Source organism: Halorubrum sp. AS12 (assembly GCF_051122765.1).
In the GTDB taxonomy this organism is placed as follows: Archaea; Halobacteriota; Halobacteria; order Halobacteriales; family Haloferacaceae; genus Halorubrum; species Halorubrum trapanicum.
The window spans coordinates 184,562-201,675 of record NZ_CP185386.1; the positions used below are offsets into that span (position 1 = coordinate 184,562).

Here is a 17,114-nt window from a genome sequence, read left to right on the forward strand (position 1 = left end):
TCGTTCGGTGGTGGCGGAAGTAGACTCTTGTGCCTTTGCTTGGCACTTTCCCTGTACTGAACGATCTACAGTCGATACTTCCGGGGTTGCGCGGCTGAAGTCAAAAAAGTTACTCAAGATCCTCACGATATTTCACATTCAACCCATTTTGGACTAAAATATCTTCAACATCTGATAGAGTATCTGTTTCACTCTTAGACCACGTCGGCATCAATTGAACTACTCGGAGTTTTTCAGGGTCATTCTCCTGATACTGTATGATCATGTGTGGGTGACCGATCTTATTTGGTTTGGATAAGATGATCTGTTGGATTGTTCCAAGCTCAATTTTAGTTTCGTCAGAGACTCCAAAATACCTATTATAGATATATTTCCCTGATAATAATAAAACTGCCAAAAGTACACCGCTAACTAAGCCATTTACCGCGACTTCTCTGATAAATATACTAGTGTTAAAAACAATAGACAATATCAGATAGAGAGCTGTTGTTGACAGAATTATTTGTAGTGTATAGCTATTTTTCAGGAGACGCTTAGCTCTAGTAATTTTGTCACTTTCAATCTCAATATAGTCATCATGTACCACACAATTGCCCGGAAGAATTTGGAATTGATCCATAAGCGAGATTATAACAGCTGGTTAAATAGGAAAATGTATTACCCAATCAAAATGGTTTGGATTTATAGCACTCTTCTTTGACGTGGAAACGCCCATATATTTCGCCAATACTACCGCGGAGCAATTGCCCAGCGTACGTGCTGTACTGACCGAAATGGGATCAGAATATTTCACCTATTAGAGGTTTCAACAGAGCCCCAAATTTGAATACTATTCTGGTGGTCTGCCGTATTTTTATTGTTCTGGCACACATTTTCTTATTAGATGAATCGGTATGATCTGTGGCTATTTCTCCCGATTACAACGATTCTTCTCTCGGCGCTACTGTTAGCGCTCACACCGATCGCACAGGACCCGCAGTACTTTCAAAAGGAGATCTTCCGCGCCTCGTTGGGATATTTCGTCGTGGTCACGCTTGCGTATCCGTACCTCGTGATGCGCAGTTTGACGAACTCACAGATGTCACTCTCTGATGGGAAAAAGTGGGCCGTCGCAGTCGGCGTTTTAATATTGGGAGCAATCCCGCTCGGGCAGGTCGTTTTCTCGCTGACATATGGTCTTGTCGTGTATCCCTCCGAAGCACAGGTGTCTTGAATGGAATTGATGGAGGTGTCGGCTCTGTTTAAATCCTCTTCAGTTGATGTCATCTCATCTACAACCGCTCATTACAGGTCACTCAGTCACCGAACTGCTCGGCGGAAACTCCGTCAACTGAAACTGAAAGGGTTTCTGGAGCTGCGGCTGTCTCATCTTGAATCCGAATTAGACCTGTATGGGCGTGTGCGTCGTCAACGGTTTGATCTTCTGACTCAACGGTTATATTGATCATGAGAGCATCGTCGTCTCGGTCGATACTGGCAACCTCGAACCAATGCTGACTGGAATAGTATCCATCAGCTACGATGACGATATAATCATCGCTGAAGTCCGTGTTCTCGATAAAATCCTCGATCCCGTCGATTTCTCCGTGTCGGGTGGTGACGTTCTCCGGTGGGTTTCTATCGTCTTTGCTCCATGCTTCAGTCTGGAGTACCTCCAGAGCAGTCTCCATGTCGGTTACTGATCGGTATCGGGGTTGATCCAATTCTCGTGGGTCGTATCGTGCGGGGCGATAAGCATCGCCGACGATATGCAATAGGTCAGCATCAACGTCGGATGGTGTATTATTAGGGGAGTTACTGAGACACCCGGCCCCAGTTGACGTGGCGAAGAGGGAAGCGCCAGCGAGGACAGTCCGACGTTTCATACGCAAATTTCTCCCTGAGCATCATAATATGTCTTGGGGCAGTTTTCATCGAATGTCTGTTTCGCACGAGAATCTGTCTGAAGAATGAAAATTCGACAGACTAGTGGGCTATTCACTGGTGAGCAGGGGGACGCAAGAGCACTCAGTTTGGTGAGTAGTCGGGGTCGAACCTGTGCATTATTCCCTATCTTCGCAACACGTCTGCGTAAAGACCAAACTGTTTTTCGGCCGGACATTATTCATTTGAAGTCACACAAGGCATTTAATCCGAACTCCACTTCGATCAAACAATATGTTCGCGCTATCCGGGCACCGTCGTCTCACTTTAGCGATGCTCGGTGGAGTGTTAATCCCTCTTGTTCTGGGCCTCAACGAGGCTGCACAGGAGTATATCGGCCTTGCTGTCGTGGTGCCAGTGTTGCTCGGATTCGGACTGATCGAAATCTACCGCTCATACGGAGACACCTACGGGAGTTCAGGAAGGGCAGGCGTTCTGCTGACCGCTGTCGGTATATCGCTCTTGGGACTCGTTGTTCTCGCCTACGCGGTGCTGCCACCGCTGTTTGCGCTCCTGTTCATCCTCGCCGTCCCGTTCGTCGCGGGGTCAGTCTCTCTCGCGCTCGGGTCAGGATTGCTTGCGCTCGGTCTCCGAAATGCTGGCCTCATCTCGCGCCCGGCGGCGGTGGCTCTCGGACTCGGTGTACTTTCCCTTCTCGGAATGGTGTTCTTCCCGTCTTTGAGATCCGAAGTACCCTCTGTAGCTTGGGCAGTTTTCGTCGGAATCCCATATGGCACCGGTTGGGTTCTCACTGCTCATCAATTACAAACAGGAACTAGAGGTCGTGATCGTCAATCGTCCCAAACTCCTGTCGGAAGGACCGTCATACCTCACGTAGTCGGTACCGGTCTCGTTGGAGCGATATTGGTACTCCTCTCAGCCGGACGGTTTCTTCCGCTAGGTGCGCTCTCAACCACACCGTGGGTCGGAGAGAGCTTCGCATTGGACATCTTACATCTTGGGATTGGGCTCCTCGGTCTTGTTGTCGCCGTCTCGGGACGACCCGAGAAGGTGCGGGCCTACGATCAGATTGTTGGTATCGGCGCACTGTGTTTGGTGGGTATCACCCTGTTCGGGACGTTCGTCTCAGTACCCGGAATACACCGTCTTGCGGCTGAACTTGGGTTGATTCTTACGGACATCATTCTCTATGTCCCCATCGGAATTATCCTCACGACTCTTGGGTTCGGCGTTGCTGTTGAGGATTCTTGAATCAACTGTACTGACCACAACCGAGGCAGAATCTATCACTTTCTAAGGGTTTGAACAGAGCCACAGAGTCGGTTACGATGGTACGCGGTTCAAGTCGCAGTCTGACGGCGGGCTGTGTATACTACTCCCACGAGACAGCCCACAGGAATTGCGAGCCACCACGTGAGTATGAATCCGACGGCGACAAAGATGCCGGACAGCTCAAGCGCATTCGCTAATACAATACCGACCCCTGCTGGCTCTGAACTCGCAATTTCGAGCACGAAGACAACCGCCGCGATTGGTACAAAAGCAACGAGGTACGTAGCTACAGCGCCAATGGTACCCTTCAAAGCACCGCTAAACGTGGTTTGGGTCGGGAAAATCCGCCAGCCGACCGCTCCCACGAAAAACGCCGCCGGCACGGCAAAGGCCAGCCCAAGCGTTGCAGAGTAGACGACCCAGTTGAACTCAAGGGCCGCAAAGTACGGTGACCAGTTGAGGTCGAAAACTCCTGACTCAACGAGCCAGACTGACGTGATGTATAGTGCCGACACCGAGATCGCTCCGATTACTGCTCGGATATCCTGCAACGATGTCGTTGCGGTCCGTTGTGGGACCGTATTGGCTATACACGGCCCGGAGGAGATTTGAGTTTGGGGACTGCGATAGAATACTGTCGTCTCGTTATCCACATATGTATTTCGGTGATTCTAAATTTGACTACTCAATAGGTGGCTCTATTGAAATCCTATTCTTCAGACACATTTTCATCTGAAACAGCGGGTCGCTGAAGAGCGCTTATCGACCGTATATGATGAACGACGAGCCGACGAAAGCTACTATGGTCCCAACAAGGAACACAGCTAGTATCGCAACAGGAGCTGAAGGCAGAACGGAATTAAGTCCAATCACCGATAAAGCGCCGACAACAACGGAGAGAACGATTAAGAACGCACCTGTTTGCCACTCTTCAATGAAATCTACTGTACTCTGTTCAGCCATGCGTTATTTATGAAAGAGCATCGCATTAATGATTGTGGGCTCTGTTGAAATCCCATTCTTCAGATATATTCTCGCCTGAAACAGCCGGTCGATGAGAGCTGCGTATCTACTGATCAAGAAATCTGTCACGGCGGAACAGTAAGAGAGTAGCTACAACCAATGGAATGATCAGGTACATAATTGGAATCCAAAACGCGCCAGATGCAACACCTACTCTTACAGCCTGAATCACCCCAACCATCGCCGCTGCAAACGTTCCGTACCAGCCGATAGGCCGCCGTTGATACACGAAGACTGCCAAGACACCAAGGACGATTCCTACGGCACTCCATTGTAAACCAGCAATTCTTTGAGGGTTGATTCCATTTTCAACGGCCGGTCCCGCCAGTTGAGTGAGGAACGCTACCCAAAACGAAAGGCCACTGAACACCGCTAATCCGATCGCAAGGAGTAGAAGATCTACGGTTGGACGGTCTTCACCTTTCTTTTCAAGAAAATCGGGAATATTCCAGCTCATAGTTCTACGTTATTCTACGGATGTAATTCGCCTAATTGCCTCTAATGATGTACCTAGAGAAACAGTTAGGGCAAGTACAATCAACCCAATCACTAACTGATCACGTAGCTCTAAGTATCGACCTAACTCCTCAATTCCAAGCGGGGCGATATAACCTGCAATGAGCGCCCCAACAATAGCGATTGTCACCACCGCTATTCTCTTATCTTCTGGGACAGGCTTAAACACAAACCAACCAGCACCGACAGTGGGAATTAATACAATCCTCCCTATAAATGAACCCCCCGTAGCTATCAGGAATAAAACCACTGTGACGGCCGCACACCAAAGGGCTATTTTTTGAAGTTCCACACAAATGAGTTCATAATAGCGCCACTTATACATTTGTTTTACATATCATTCTGACCACTCTATTATCGAACTGGGTGAATGCTAATTCTTCTGTACTGACCGATCTATGGGAGATTGTGCGGCTGAATCAACCGTAAGATCGCGCTTGTGAATCTATCGGCAGAATGGGTTCACGGTTAGCATTCGATGTCGGCGACCTGCGCCAACTGCGGTCGTTCGTCGCTTGGATGCGAGTACCAGAAATGGAATTGGAGACAGTAGTTCTCGTCGAGGTCATCAACACCTAACATATCGACGCTCCCTGCGAAATCCTCGACGACTCCGTGTAACGCGACCGGGGAGACATCTTCGTCCGGAGCCATCGTCACTAGCTCGTCGACGCCCGCGTCGACACGGTGTGAGTCCCACTCCAGCATGCCGGCTTCGGTTTCGAGCGCGAGGTGGAACGTCCGCGCTCCGTCGTCCGCATTCCGAAGTTCGACGCTCACCTCCCTGAGGGATCCGCTGGACGTGAACGGGGTGATACAGCCGGAGAACCCGGACAACACGGTGGTCGCGGCGAGGAGGGCGTGGCGGCGTTTCACATATCCGACTACATTCGGCCGTAGTAAATATGTTATTTGTACTGAGCGACTCTTGAGTCTCCTGTATTGCTCACAAGATGAAAGAAGAGAGACGTAATCTCGGCGAAAGCTTGATGAGAAATGTAAGCGAATGGTACGATATGGTAGAGACTCAGAACCGAATCGGAGCGTTCCTCGTCGGTGATGATCTCGATTTGACTAAACGGTGGGGAGTACTAGCTGCTAGCCTCTTCATCGTCATCTTCACCTTCTATCTATTCGACTACTACCAGACGGTTTATGCGCTCATTCCGGGGCGAGTGATTGTCTACGGGGCCGCAGGAATACTGGTTCTGTTGTCTGCGTGGCAGGCGTATCAGAACCGAAGCCTCGTAGCGAGTCTCTTGCTATGTATCGCCCCCGTGACTGCGCTCTTCATCCACATTATTGGAGAGGGTCAAATCGGCAACCCGGGAGTTGGTGAAACACTCATACTCGGCATCGGATGGGGGCTAGCGTTTGGTGTTCCGCTTGGTGTTCTTGGCTTCATCCTTGGATACGCAGGTCAGAGATTCATCGACTCAGAAATTCCAACGTAACCACGCACCTCCGTTTATTGTTCTGTTGAAACCCGATTCTCCAGACACATTCTCGTCTGAAGCTGCTAGCGCTGAAGAGTACGTATTAACCACGGATATTTCTGCCAGTTCGAGGAACGTTACGATATCCGTGCGAGATCTACAGCGCGGATAGTGAAGCTACGATTTATGGAGTTGGGCATTCAACATAAATTATGGAGCCAAAAGATATTGTTGCGGTTGGTATCTTGCTTATATTTTTATCTCTTCTTTTGTCCCTACTAACTAGTATTTGGATTATTCCTATAGGATTGTTTATATCCTCCATCGGAATTCTGCTGTATCTATTTAAGAAATACCATGAAAGAAGAATAAATTCTAAGCAAAAACAGGTTGAATAAGCCAATTACGAGAACTGCCAGACTTAGATTCTATGTCCCGCACGGCTATTTTGACAGGTAGTGAGTAATTTAACGTATTCTCGGTAGGTCAGCTACCTGCATTGAGCGGTTCAGGAGGTCAGAAGATGGATGTGCCAACTGTTCTATGACACCCTGAAGATAAGGTTCGTAGTAGAACTGCCGTTAGGTATATCGAGTAGTATTCTAGTTACGGGTTCTTGAGCTAGGATTTGCTGCGGTATTTCATAGCAAAGGCGATGATTCCGAGAATGCCACTGAGAGTCGCAACCGACGTAGACAGGAATGAATTTTACGCCATCGACGAAGAACGGGTTCCAGGGGACCGGATAGAACGGGCGGGCGTCTGTATACAGTATCGAGTCAAGAACCACGTGCGAATAGACACCGAGAATACTCCCAGCAAATATTCCACCACGAGAAATACGATCAGTCAAACGCCCACGATCAAGCCATCGGTCGATCGAATTGGAAAGCGAGGAGACGACAGCAGTGACTATAATTGCGATAACTGTTCCGCCAGCAAATGTGGTTAGGACTCCGTGGATTGGTGGTTCAAGCGGCCCGAACACCACGAGGGCAGCACGAATGTCGATGATGATACTGCTCACTAAGAGGGTCGGGAGATCTACCCACTGATAGAGCAGGACACCAAGAAGGAGGACGGGTCCAAGATGGAATGGAGTGTAGGGCATAATAGGACGTCTGTGAGATTCTGAATAAATTGACCGGTATCGATTGTCGTGGCTCTGTTGAACTCCTGTTCTTCCGACGTATTCTTGTCTGAAACGGCTGGTCGCTGAGGGATGCCTACCTACCGGATGTTCCAGTTGAAAGAATATCAGATAGATAGCGTTTCAGCGAAATCTCTATTCTTAATCAGTCACCGAACTAGTGCGAAATAGACGACTGTAATCGCACCGGCCATGATCGGGTGTGCTACCAGGAGCCCGATGGCTTGGCTTGAGAGCGACTCGTGATCCGCCTCTTGAAAACGTTTAGCGGTTGTTTGACCGATGAGAAAGGCGATCGATCCGACTGGTGCAGTAACCAGCATAACAATAACCGGTCCGAGTGCGATCAAAATCGGCTCAAAACCACCTCTTGCGAGATCGCCGCCGACGATGTAGGCCCATATACCAACGACGGGCGCGCTCGCAGCCCCCCAACTCACGAATAAGCCATCGTTCGAGTATGCTAATACAGCAGCCAGCACGACCCCTCCAGGAATCATCAGTTGAATCGCAAGCCACGCGACTACCGTCAGTTGGTGTGCAGTACCGGTTGCGATCAGATCAAGCGTCAGAAACGTCCCGAACACGATAGCGGTGATCAAAATAGCGTCTCGTCGGGTTCCGGTTACACTCCGTCCGAGAAACTTTCGCATCAAACCCGTCCGGCTGACGGCGCTGCCACTATCGAATACACCCCTCTGAGCTGCTACAAGTATGACGAATATCGACAAAATAAACGTTGCAATTGCAGTTACGAGTCCTGCTTGCGTTCCCGTGGGCCCAGTTACTGTTCCACCACCACCCATCATTCCAACTGGTGCAGGACCGCGTACGAGTATACCAACGATTAGTGACAGAAGCCCTGCAAGTGCGACGGGTGCGAACAGTTTATCTACCGCCTCAGAGAGCCGATCAACGAAATTGGTCTCTCCCGCCGCGATAATAACTGCCTGTTTCGATGGCTCGTAGACGAGAACCTCGCTACCGTTCGCTCCATAGCGTGTTTCGGCTGGCTCAAGTAACCCCGCAGATTCGAGTTTGTCAACGTGATAGCTGATGTTTTGGATGCTCGTTTCTAGCTCGTCTGCCAGCTCCGATCGGGTTTGTCCGTCCTCGTAACATGCTGCTAACACGGCCCGTGACATTTCAGAACCCAGTGCATCAAACAGTTGGTCAGCATCTTCGTCTTCGAGACCAGCGATCACCGGCTCGTCAGGGCCACTCCGGAACCGACGCACGATCCGACCGGCGAGATCCATACTAGACTTTGTAGGTAATATGGAAAGAAACCCCCGGGCGCTCAAATAACCGTTTGAGTAGTGGTCAAACCTATTGTAAAGCTATGAAGACTACACTCTATGGCAACTACTAGGAATCTACCACAGAAACGTCAAACTCAAAGGGTAGAGGTTCTGGGCTCTCTTGAGAATGCTCTCCAATCAAGATTCTGTAGTCGCTATCACGGTTTCCGTGAGATGGATAGATGACACGGACGTTGTTCTCGCCATCAGCTCGCCGACGGACGGTGGAGCCGATACTCGCCGTGCTGACCGTGACACTTGCCGCCGTTTGGGTGATTGAGCCCGGATTCGTGTTCGACGGTGGGATCGTCGCGACGCTCATCGACACCGTGTTTATCCCTGGAACACTTCTCGTTCCGGGGCTCCTCGCAGTGTCAGTACTTGCTCGCGTAGTACGACACGGCGTGCGACTTGCCTCGGCGTATGTCGGCTCCGATAACCGGGCGCAAGGTGACGATACGAGCCTCCGACGGATTGGAACGTCACTCGTCTTCGGCGGGCTCGCCGGCTACACGCTCTGGTGGGTGGTCGGGAGCGTGTACGTCCTCACCATCGCTGACGCGGGCGGTGTGGTGCTTGCCCCGCTGGTTGCGCTCGTGGTCGGCAGCGTACTCGGTTTGCTGCTCGTTGCTCGAACCGCACTGACTCTATTGAAACCCTTCACGGGAGAGACATTCTGATCCGACGACAGTCAATACAGTTATTCCGTTGCTCGATACGCCTGACCGCCACGAACGATTCCCAGTACTGCGAGGAGGGCATACAGAACGGGCATATTTACGAGACCGAGATTCAGATAGCCGAGAACGGCGAACGCAAGTGCGAGAACTCCAACGACGATCATAATGACTGAGTACGCCTTCTGAAGATTCAAGAGCAGGAACACACCAGCGACGGCGACTAACGAGAACAGGGAGCTGAGGAAATACGAATTGAGGTAGACGAAAAGAAAAACTGCTCCGAAGAAAGCAACAACGATGATTCCTACCCTACAGAGGTTCCTCCGTAACTCCTGATCGATCACGTTGAGAGAGTTACATTCCAAGGAGAAACAGTTTGTTCTTTTCGCACTCTTCAGCGACCAGCTGTTTCAGACAAGAATATCTCTGAAGAAGGGGATTTCAACAGAGCCAAACCTTTTGAAATATATTACGGATGTCAGATAGGACTTGGAGTCGTGCTACATTCGGTTGCGTATCGACCAGCCGTTCCTCCCATCATTCTGAATAAAGAAACCGTGTTGCCTGCGGTTAAGCCGTCTGTGTGCCAGTGAGTCGTTCGATGGCGGCGTCAGAAAGGACGGCGAGGGCGAGGAGAGCTGTGGCGAGGGCGACGAAGAGCGGGCCCCAGACGACGCCGGGGGTGAGGGCGAGGTGTTCGTAGAGGGCGTAGGCGACGGCGAGGATACAGGGCGCGGTGACGGTGGCGAGGATGATGTCAACGGGGTCGCGGGTGACACCGGCGCGCGCGAGGACGGCGGCGACGAGAACGAGGGGGCTGAGAAGGATGGCAGTCGCGGGTGGAGGTTCGATGCTGGGGAGAACAGCGGCGAACGGGACGAGCAGGGCGAGGGCGGCGAGAACGCGTGGGAGGGCGCGAATGGTGCGTTCGCGGTTCATACGCGGAGGTCTTTCGGGCGGGGAGTTAGGTGTTACTCCGCATAGCGTTCGTCCGCTTCGATGTGCCCGTCAAGGTGTTCTCGAAGGAGACGACCGAGCATTCGTCGGCGTCGGAGTACGCGCAGAAGAGATTGTACGCATAGTTGAAGTCAAGGAGTCAGACGCTGTCGCGCTCGCCCATCGGAATCAGCGAACGGGGGTTGTCGGCGAAGTCTCGTCCTTTATCGAACAATAGGAAGGCCGTCTGTACTTAGCGTTCAGGAGTTTGTCTTCACTCACTATTCTCTTCGGATTGGTCGTCTGTAATGGGCTCGAGGGATTCTTCCATCCGTTCGAAATGAGCTTCACGGAGTGCTTCCTCTGACGGCTCTTTCTGCACGACAGACGTACCCTCAGGCAGCTCTACGTCCTCATCCACCATTGGATCTACGTCGACTACCATTTTGCGAATCTCCATATCCCGATTGATTTTCCCAACCAGCTGTTCGAACGCCGTCTCACGTTCCTGCCGAATCCGCCGGAGCTCTCGGGCCTTCCGCTCGAATTCCGTCTGTACTGCCCAATCATACACGCGACGTCCGAGGATCGTGAGCTTATATCGCTTCTCTGTCCCATGCTCGGTCGGCCTGTGACTCACCGTGAACACGTCGCGCTCAACACCTTCCGAGAGCCGTGAGGACACTGTCGATCCACTTACCGAAACCGCGTCGACGAGTGCGTTGAACGTCGCTGTTCCCGTCCCGATCTCCGTGATGAGTTCCGCCGCTCCTTTCTTGCGAAGAAACGATTCGAGTTCGTCCAAGCCCATTGTGTCTCCCTGTTCTCGGCCCACTACTATAAACCCAAGCGATATTCGATTCATACTGATTCTTGACTCACATCGAATTGTAGTCACAATCAATTCTCCAAGTATAGCACGCATACCTCTTCATATGTCTCCCACTACAAGCCAAGAGCAGACTATCGGCATTAATGCACAATCAAACTTTCACTCTATTCTATACTGATATTCGCTCCTTCACAGCAGACGCTTCTACACCCTATCACTCCAGTATCTGGTCGACCGCAGCCCAGAAACAGAGCAGCTTGTCCCGGAGGTGGCTCAATGTCGACTGATCCGTCGGCTGTCGCTGAGTCAATCATTGTCCACGCGGAGACGCTCTGTGAGCGTGAAGACCACCTCTGGGACGTCATCCGGAAACTCTCAATCCCCGTCGACGAACTGGAGGATGCCCGCAATCAGAACCGCGTAACCTTTGGAACTGACGAGATGTTCCGCACGCTCTTGTTCAAAGGGATTCGAGGCATCTCCCAGAACGAATTAGCGCAACGACTCGGTCGGGAGCCGAGCTTAGTCAAGAGCTTCCACCTCGATATCACCGATCTCTCGAATACACCGACTCAACAACAGCTCTCGTACACGCATGCGCAATTCAGCGAAGATACCCAAGAGATCCTTAATCGGACGGTTGCTGGCGTCCGACAAGTTGCTCTCGACAACGGTGTCCTCACAGCAGGGCTCGTCCCATCAGTCCCAGCCGACGCCGAGGAGGAGTCACAAAGCGCGAATGAGTACAAGAAGGAGAAGGCCCAGAAGACGCTCACGCTCGCTCGAAAACACGTTATCCCCGAATTCGACACCCACCGAGCAGCCCACAAGACGTACTCCGACGAGGTAATGCTGGATATGTTCGCGAGCATCTGCGCGAACAACGGTAGTGCTCATTCAGAAGCCGAGTACGGCTGGCTTACCGACGACGAACTCATCTGCGACGACTCGACCTTCCTACGGGCAATCAAGAAGATAGCCACGCCCAAAGACTCGGACGGCCAGCTCACGTTCGAGGACTTCGAGGACGATAACTCGATGCCCGAGATCGACCAGATTCGGGACGCTATTATGACGGCGTTCAACGCCGCGACGGAAAACATCATCAACTCGATCCGTGGTGACGATCCCTTCGATTCTCGTGAGACCGTTGCGGCGATCGACATCACCCACGAACAGTTCCACGTCTGGCCGTGGGAGGACAAAGAGGCGGGGATCGCGAAGCCAGACTACCCGAAGATGGTGAGCGGGTACAAGAAAGACGGCGAGTACAAGCGCGGGTACAAGTACGCCACTATCACACTGGTTGGCGACCATGCACCGATCGTTCTCGGTATTGAGCCAGTGAAAGAGAATTCCGCGTGGGAGCCCGACGATTCTCCATCGTACTCGAAAGCCGATTTAGTGAGTCGATTGCTCGATCGCGCTGAGCAGTTCGTCGATCTGGATCTGGTGATGTTCGACCGCGGATTCTACGTCAACCGAGTGTACGCAGACGTTCATGATCGCGGGCTCACGTATCTGTCTCCAGTGCCGACGTACGAGGATGATTTAGAGGCGATCCAGGATATTCAGGAACACCCGACGGCGGACGAAGCTGTCAAACACGACGTTCCATTTGGAATCGATGGTGAGATCCATCATGAGGCTGAGTTCCTCTATGCCCCGAGTACGAGCGACGACGCTGACGGAAAGTACGCGGTGTTCGTAACGAACCAGGACCGCGTCGAGCCCGAGGAGATCTCGAGTGTCGTGAACGGGTATAGTCGGCGGTGGGACATCGAGAACCAGTACAAGTCGATCAAGGATTTCATGCCGAAGACGTCGTCGACGGACTACCGACTTCGCCTGTGTAACTTCGCGCTGTCGACGCTGATCTACAATCTGTGGCGGCTCACAGACTATTTGATCAAGGTCGCGCTCGACGAGCCGATCCGGTCACCGCCAGTGATCACGGCAAAGACGTTCGTGCGAGCGTTGGGCGACTTCCTGCGTGAGTTCGGGTAACGTTTTTCTCACTCTGGGTCCACCAATTCGGTAGCGGCTGCTCTATCGATTTTTGCGGATTTTCGGGATAGTTGTCATCCAGATGGGTGGTTCGTGGTTGCTAATTCAACCTCGGCCGATTTTCGCACCGAATTGGGAATCATCAGCTCGTGAATTTCCTAGTTTCATTTGTAGGTTTATAAGCACGCGAAGAATGTGGGAAGTTCCCAACTTGGCAGTTTGGGTTTCTACAAACCACCAATTGAAGAACAATTATGTGGTCAAATTGATTGAGTCTTTCCGAATCAGCACACTAATGCGGAACGATCTCGATACCTTTCCCTCACTTCATTAATCATATGATTCTTAACTCGAAGAATGTTCAGCTACTCTTTTGATCGGTCAGTACAGGCAGAGGATTGCTAGATGAGGGTATCTCTGAAGGAGAAGATTCAATGGAGCCAATCAGCAATGACCTCACTAAAGACCGACTTTTCGCAACGGGTACCACAGTATAAAAGGGAGAGAGGCCCCTGCGAGAACGATTAGTAAGAAGACTGTTGAATCTGTAAGGCCGAGCTCGTTCTTACCGGTCGTCACAATTGTTGCGTTTACGACCAAGATAGCAAGTCCGATTAATCCGTAGCCCGCAATACGATGGTCAAAATCGCCATTGGCTTCTCGATATTCCTTTCTGTAGTCTTCAATCAAATCTTTGAACATTGAACTAATTAGTTGTACTCCTCGTAACCGGAGCAGTACATTTCACCTACTGTAGATTTCCATGGAGCCATTTCAATCACTATGTACTAATTCTACCCCACTGTGTATATTCCCTTTGCCGTTCAGTTTATACGATACAAGGATCAGTCAGCACAGAGCGTATGCCAGACAATTAAAGTGGAAGCACAATCTCAAGGACGGTCAGGATCAGAATCAAACAAGCAGTGCCACTGATAACAAGGAGTGCACCAGCAGAGACAGTGAACTCATCGGGATCAGTTCGGAGAGATTCATAGCCCGAGCCGAGGACCAGAGCACTCCCACTTACTGCAACGAGGATTGGAACAAGGCCCCCGTCTCCGGTAGCGAATGAAGTCCCGGCGTTGAGGAGAAACGATAATCCCCATACAGCTAACGAACCTTGATACAAATATAATCTTTCCATAGTTATCATCTCACATCAGTTCACTAAGAAGTTTGGATAATTCAAGAAGTTCACTGTTTGGTATGCAGCCGTAGTGATTAGCGCTCTCCGGAAATAATTTCTTGAAATAAATTTTATAAATAGTCATTCTTTTGTGAAGAACTCATCATCATAATCTCGATCAAAGTCTTCACCGGAGAAGCTCGTCACATCTTCACCGAACGGATCAACGTACGGATCGCTGTCACTGCGTCTCGCTAACTCTTCTTTCGTCTTCTCACCCTCAATCCACTCCACCAGGTCTTGCTTCCCACCCTCAACTTGTGCCTGCATATCAAGCATTGTTCGATACGCGTGGACGATGTCTAATCGCTCCATTTTTGCTACTACATATTGCCCACGCTCTGTAACTCGATACTGATTCTTCACCGATGTCTCCCGGTCATCGATTTCTGGGGTAATCAGCCCGAGGTCTTTCGCTTCCCCAATCCGCTTCGACAACGTTGAGGAACTAATCTGTAATCGCTCGTTCAGATGTTTGAATCGTTTTGATCCACCTTTCAAGACGACAAGAAGGCCGATCCCGCCACGCAGCTCAAAGAACTCCCTAAGCGTGTCTGCCATGTCTCACACGCTATATCCTGTAGGCATTCGTAGTCAAACTTTCTTCTACTCTGAACTTAGCTTCGTTTCAAAATACAGTTTGATTTGGAACAATTCGGAAATCGAATCATCCTGTACGCACATCGCGTTTAACCACCCATAGCGTAGGTTGAGGCAGGTTTCCGGAAACAACACCCCGATCCTTACACTTCGATTCGAAGTAATATACTGGTACGCTATGAACGGCTCCCCACTATTCGGCCACGGTCTGCTCGCGGTCGGGAGCCACGCGTCAATTCCTGCTTCCCTTCAGCGTCACCAGCAGCTACGACTTCCGGAGAGGTGGTGTCGATGACAGCGTCTGAAACACCGTCTTCAGACGAAACCCTTCGGTCTATTGAGACCCAGACAGAGGATCTGTGCCATATTCACGACCACATCACACGCATCATCACGAATCTCAACATCGGTGCTGAGTGGTTCAGCGGGTACGACGATCCCGGTCGTGCGAAGTTCGATTTGGAACCGATGGTTCGGTTATTCCTCTACAAGCACGCACGCGATCTGAATCAGTCGGAGCTCGCCCGCCGCTTGCAAGGCGCTGCGTACGTGCATCTCCGTCTCGGATTTGACCGCCCGATCTCACAGCAGATCATCAGTCACAATAAGCGAGAACGGTTCGACCCGGACGAACGCCGACTGCTGAAAGACGCTGCTGAAGTCATTCGGTCAGTGTGCAGCGATCACGACATCATCCGGACGAATGAGCCAGCGCTTGACCCTGAAACGGTTCAGCACGACCAGGTCAGTGACACGGAGATCATGGACGCGGTGGAGCGTGCGACTGAACTTGGGTTCAGTGAATTCACCGCAGATCGTGCCAGTAACGCGAAGTACCCGTTGGAAGCGTATTTCGAGCGACAAGGGTACCTGAATATGTCTCGGGCCGGAACAACGACTCCATCGCGCCGGTTCGCCCGGCTTAGCGAACGAGAAAGCGTTCCGCACGGCTCCTCGCATAACCGTACGATGAAGAAGGTCGCCAAGCCTGACTCGCAACTCACGTTCGATGAATTCGTGACTGGGAAGCAGGTTCCGGCGTGGAAACGAATCCGTGACGAAGTCCTTGAACCGTTCCACGCAGGCGTTGAGAACATTTTAGACGAACTTACCGATGAGGAGTACGATGATGCTGGGTTCACGGAACCGGTTCACGCGGCGATAGACATCACTGCGTGGAATTTCTATGCCTCGCCGTTCATGTCCGAGAAAGAAGCTCGTGACTCGGACAGGGAACCCATCAGAGTGACCATTGACGGGAAAGAGAAATTGTTGGACCCCGAGCATCCGGATCTGGTTTCCGGGCTCAAAGACAGCGATGAGCGTGGATACAAGTTTGCGACCATCACGATTATCGCAGAAAACACACCGATTGTCCTCGGGGTGGAACCCGTCCGTGATCAGCGGAAGTGGGAACACGAGATGGGATGGGATGTTGAGCGAACGTCTCGTGCTGACATCGTAGAGAGCTTGTTAGAGCAGGCATCCCGTCACATGGACATTCACAAGGTGTTCCTTGACCGTGGGTTCAGCAGCAAGGAGACACGGGACGTGATCGACCGGCGTGGATTGCTGTACGTGCTAGGGAAGCCAGCCCGTGCGAAGGTGGATAAGGAGAATATTGAGGAGATTAAAGACCACGACACGTACGACAGTCGTATCGGGCACGGGACGCACGAGTATGGCGGTCGTGAACACGACATCACGTCCATCTACACGCCGTCGAAGAAGGACGGTGACAAGTACGCGGTGTTCACGGTGAACGAGCACATCGATCATCACCGTGCAGAAGCGCTGCTTGGACAGTACGGCCAGCGGATGGAGATTGAAAACGAGTACAAGACCATCAAGAAGCACTTTCTGCCAACGACGGCATCGAAGGACTTCCGCATCCGGTTCCTGTACTTTGTGGTCGGGACGCTGTTGTATAACGTGTGGCGGATGGCGAACTTCATGCTGCGGGATCCGAGTGGATGTCGATCTGGGTGAATCTCCGCCGATTCTTGCGGGAGAGCTGATCGAGTTGGTCGCGTTCTGCCTGTTCGACCCGCCTGACTGACCACCAGATTTCTCCGTGTGAGCCTGTTTTCACGAGCGGCAGTTCTGTTTTTTCAGCGGTATTTCCACCCGAGATCTCACCGATCAGCACTCGAATGGTAATCTAATTGGGTTTTCTGTCGCGGGTTTCGTTCGTACGACCTGTTTGGTCTCCTGAACCATCGCTTGCCCCCTCATTTCGTTTGTAGAAATGCCGAACAGTCAGGTTGGGAAGTTGAGACTACGGCGGC

Annotated in this window: 20 protein-coding genes and 1 pseudogene; 6 read left to right on the forward strand and 15 right to left on the reverse strand. The window is 51.4% G+C overall.

The window, feature by feature from the left end:
• Positions 1-109: 109 nt before the first annotated feature.
• Positions 110-586, reverse strand: coding sequence for a hypothetical protein (locus ACODNG_RS15795; RefSeq protein ID WP_434523120.1), 477 nt, complete (start codon positions 584-586; stop codon positions 110-112).
• A gap of 297 nt (positions 587-883) precedes the next feature.
• On the opposite strand from ACODNG_RS15795, the gene ACODNG_RS15800 reads away from it, so the two are divergent.
• Positions 884-1,213, forward strand: a complete 330-nt coding sequence (locus ACODNG_RS15800) for a hypothetical protein (RefSeq protein WP_128906602.1) — start codon at positions 884-886, stop codon at positions 1,211-1,213.
• Between the two features lie 82 nt (positions 1,214-1,295).
• Here the strand turns inward: ACODNG_RS15800 and ACODNG_RS15805 are convergent, their stop codons facing one another.
• The gene (locus ACODNG_RS15805) at positions 1,296-1,670 is read right to left on the reverse strand and encodes a hypothetical protein (RefSeq protein WP_128906603.1); all 375 of its coding nucleotides are present in this window, start codon (positions 1,668-1,670) and stop codon (positions 1,296-1,298) included.
• A 487-nt stretch (positions 1,671-2,157) separates the two neighbouring features.
• On the opposite strand from ACODNG_RS15805, the gene ACODNG_RS15810 reads away from it, so the two are divergent.
• Positions 2,158-3,135, forward strand: coding sequence for a hypothetical protein (locus ACODNG_RS15810; protein WP_434523121.1), 978 nt, complete (start codon positions 2,158-2,160; stop codon positions 3,133-3,135).
• An 89-nt stretch (positions 3,136-3,224) separates the two neighbouring features.
• Here the strand turns inward: ACODNG_RS15810 and ACODNG_RS15815 are convergent, their stop codons facing one another.
• The 5 genes from ACODNG_RS15815 to ACODNG_RS15835 all read right to left on the reverse strand — a co-directional run bounded on the left by ACODNG_RS15815 (position 3,225) and on the right by ACODNG_RS15835 (position 5,571).
• Positions 3,225-3,707 (reverse strand): hypothetical protein, encoded by a 483-nt coding sequence (locus ACODNG_RS15815; RefSeq protein WP_434523122.1) that lies wholly within the window; start codon positions 3,705-3,707, stop codon positions 3,225-3,227.
• Between the two features lie 208 nt (positions 3,708-3,915).
• Positions 3,916-4,119 carry a hypothetical protein gene (locus ACODNG_RS15820; RefSeq protein WP_128906606.1) on the reverse strand — a complete coding sequence of 68 codons (204 nt, stop codon included), beginning with the start codon at positions 4,117-4,119 and terminating at the stop codon, positions 3,916-3,918.
• A 106-nt stretch (positions 4,120-4,225) separates the two neighbouring features.
• Positions 4,226-4,636: a hypothetical protein gene (locus ACODNG_RS15825; protein ID WP_128906607.1), complete on the reverse strand. Its 411-nt coding sequence runs from the start codon at positions 4,634-4,636 to the stop codon at positions 4,226-4,228.
• A gap of 9 nt (positions 4,637-4,645) precedes the next feature.
• A complete protein-coding gene (locus ACODNG_RS15830) occupies positions 4,646-4,987 on the reverse strand; it encodes a hypothetical protein (protein WP_128906608.1) in 342 nt (113 codons plus the stop codon).
• A 176-nt stretch (positions 4,988-5,163) separates the two neighbouring features.
• Positions 5,164-5,571: a hypothetical protein gene (locus ACODNG_RS15835; RefSeq protein ID WP_128906609.1), complete on the reverse strand. Its 408-nt coding sequence runs from the start codon at positions 5,569-5,571 to the stop codon at positions 5,164-5,166.
• A 140-nt stretch (positions 5,572-5,711) separates the two neighbouring features.
• Here ACODNG_RS15835 and ACODNG_RS15840 point away from each other — a divergent pair, with 140 nt between their 5' ends.
• Positions 5,712-6,149 (forward strand): hypothetical protein, encoded by a 438-nt coding sequence (locus ACODNG_RS15840; RefSeq protein WP_128906610.1) that lies wholly within the window; start codon positions 5,712-5,714, stop codon positions 6,147-6,149.
• A gap of 166 nt (positions 6,150-6,315) precedes the next feature.
• On the opposite strand, the gene ACODNG_RS15845 is transcribed toward ACODNG_RS15840, so the two are convergent.
• The 3 genes from ACODNG_RS15845 to ACODNG_RS15855 form a co-directional block, all read right to left on the reverse strand.
• Positions 6,316-6,456 (reverse strand): hypothetical protein, encoded by a 141-nt coding sequence (locus ACODNG_RS15845; RefSeq protein ID WP_164932829.1) that lies wholly within the window; start codon positions 6,454-6,456, stop codon positions 6,316-6,318.
• Between the two features lie 216 nt (positions 6,457-6,672).
• Complete coding sequence (locus tag ACODNG_RS15850; RefSeq protein ID WP_434523123.1) at positions 6,673-7,242, reverse strand: hypothetical protein; 570 nt, start codon at positions 7,240-7,242, stop codon at positions 6,673-6,675.
• 188 nt (positions 7,243-7,430) lie between these two features.
• Positions 7,431-8,540 (reverse strand): ArsR/SmtB family transcription factor, encoded by a 1,110-nt coding sequence (locus ACODNG_RS15855; RefSeq protein WP_128906612.1) that lies wholly within the window; start codon positions 8,538-8,540, stop codon positions 7,431-7,433.
• A gap of 266 nt (positions 8,541-8,806) precedes the next feature.
• Here ACODNG_RS15855 and ACODNG_RS15860 point away from each other — a divergent pair, with 266 nt between their 5' ends.
• On the forward strand, positions 8,807-9,262 hold the full coding sequence (locus ACODNG_RS15860; RefSeq protein ID WP_434523124.1) for a hypothetical protein: 456 nt from the start codon (positions 8,807-8,809) through the stop codon (positions 9,260-9,262).
• A gap of 20 nt (positions 9,263-9,282) precedes the next feature.
• Here ACODNG_RS15860 and ACODNG_RS15865 read toward each other — a convergent pair whose 3' ends face one another.
• The 4 genes and pseudogenes from ACODNG_RS15865 to ACODNG_RS15880 form a co-directional block, all read right to left on the reverse strand.
• Complete coding sequence (locus ACODNG_RS15865; protein WP_241686281.1) at positions 9,283-9,606, reverse strand: hypothetical protein; 324 nt, start codon at positions 9,604-9,606, stop codon at positions 9,283-9,285.
• A 226-nt stretch (positions 9,607-9,832) separates the two neighbouring features.
• Positions 9,833-10,201 carry a hypothetical protein gene (locus ACODNG_RS15870; protein WP_128906615.1) on the reverse strand — a complete coding sequence of 123 codons (369 nt, stop codon included), beginning with the start codon at positions 10,199-10,201 and terminating at the stop codon, positions 9,833-9,835.
• A 25-nt stretch (positions 10,202-10,226) separates the two neighbouring features.
• A pseudogene (locus ACODNG_RS15875) lies at positions 10,227-10,316 on the reverse strand (hypothetical protein); the annotation flags it as partial.
• Between the two features lie 156 nt (positions 10,317-10,472).
• On the reverse strand, positions 10,473-11,009 hold the full coding sequence (locus ACODNG_RS15880) for a hypothetical protein (protein ID WP_434523125.1): 537 nt from the start codon (positions 11,007-11,009) through the stop codon (positions 10,473-10,475).
• 297 nt (positions 11,010-11,306) lie between these two features.
• On the opposite strand from ACODNG_RS15880, the gene ACODNG_RS15885 reads away from it, so the two are divergent.
• Complete coding sequence (locus tag ACODNG_RS15885; protein WP_434523126.1) at positions 11,307-13,037, forward strand: transposase; 1,731 nt, start codon at positions 11,307-11,309, stop codon at positions 13,035-13,037.
• Positions 13,038-14,307: 1,270 nt separating this feature from the next.
• Here the strand turns inward: ACODNG_RS15885 and ACODNG_RS15890 are convergent.
• Positions 14,308-14,787, reverse strand: a complete 480-nt coding sequence (locus ACODNG_RS15890) for a winged helix-turn-helix transcriptional regulator (protein ID WP_434523127.1) — start codon at positions 14,785-14,787, stop codon at positions 14,308-14,310.
• A 330-nt stretch (positions 14,788-15,117) separates the two neighbouring features.
• Between ACODNG_RS15890 and ACODNG_RS15895 the strand changes: the two genes are divergently transcribed.
• Positions 15,118-16,815 (forward strand): transposase, encoded by a 1,698-nt coding sequence (locus ACODNG_RS15895; protein ID WP_434523128.1) that lies wholly within the window; start codon positions 15,118-15,120, stop codon positions 16,813-16,815.
• The last annotated feature ends 299 nt before the right edge of the window (positions 16,816-17,114 follow it).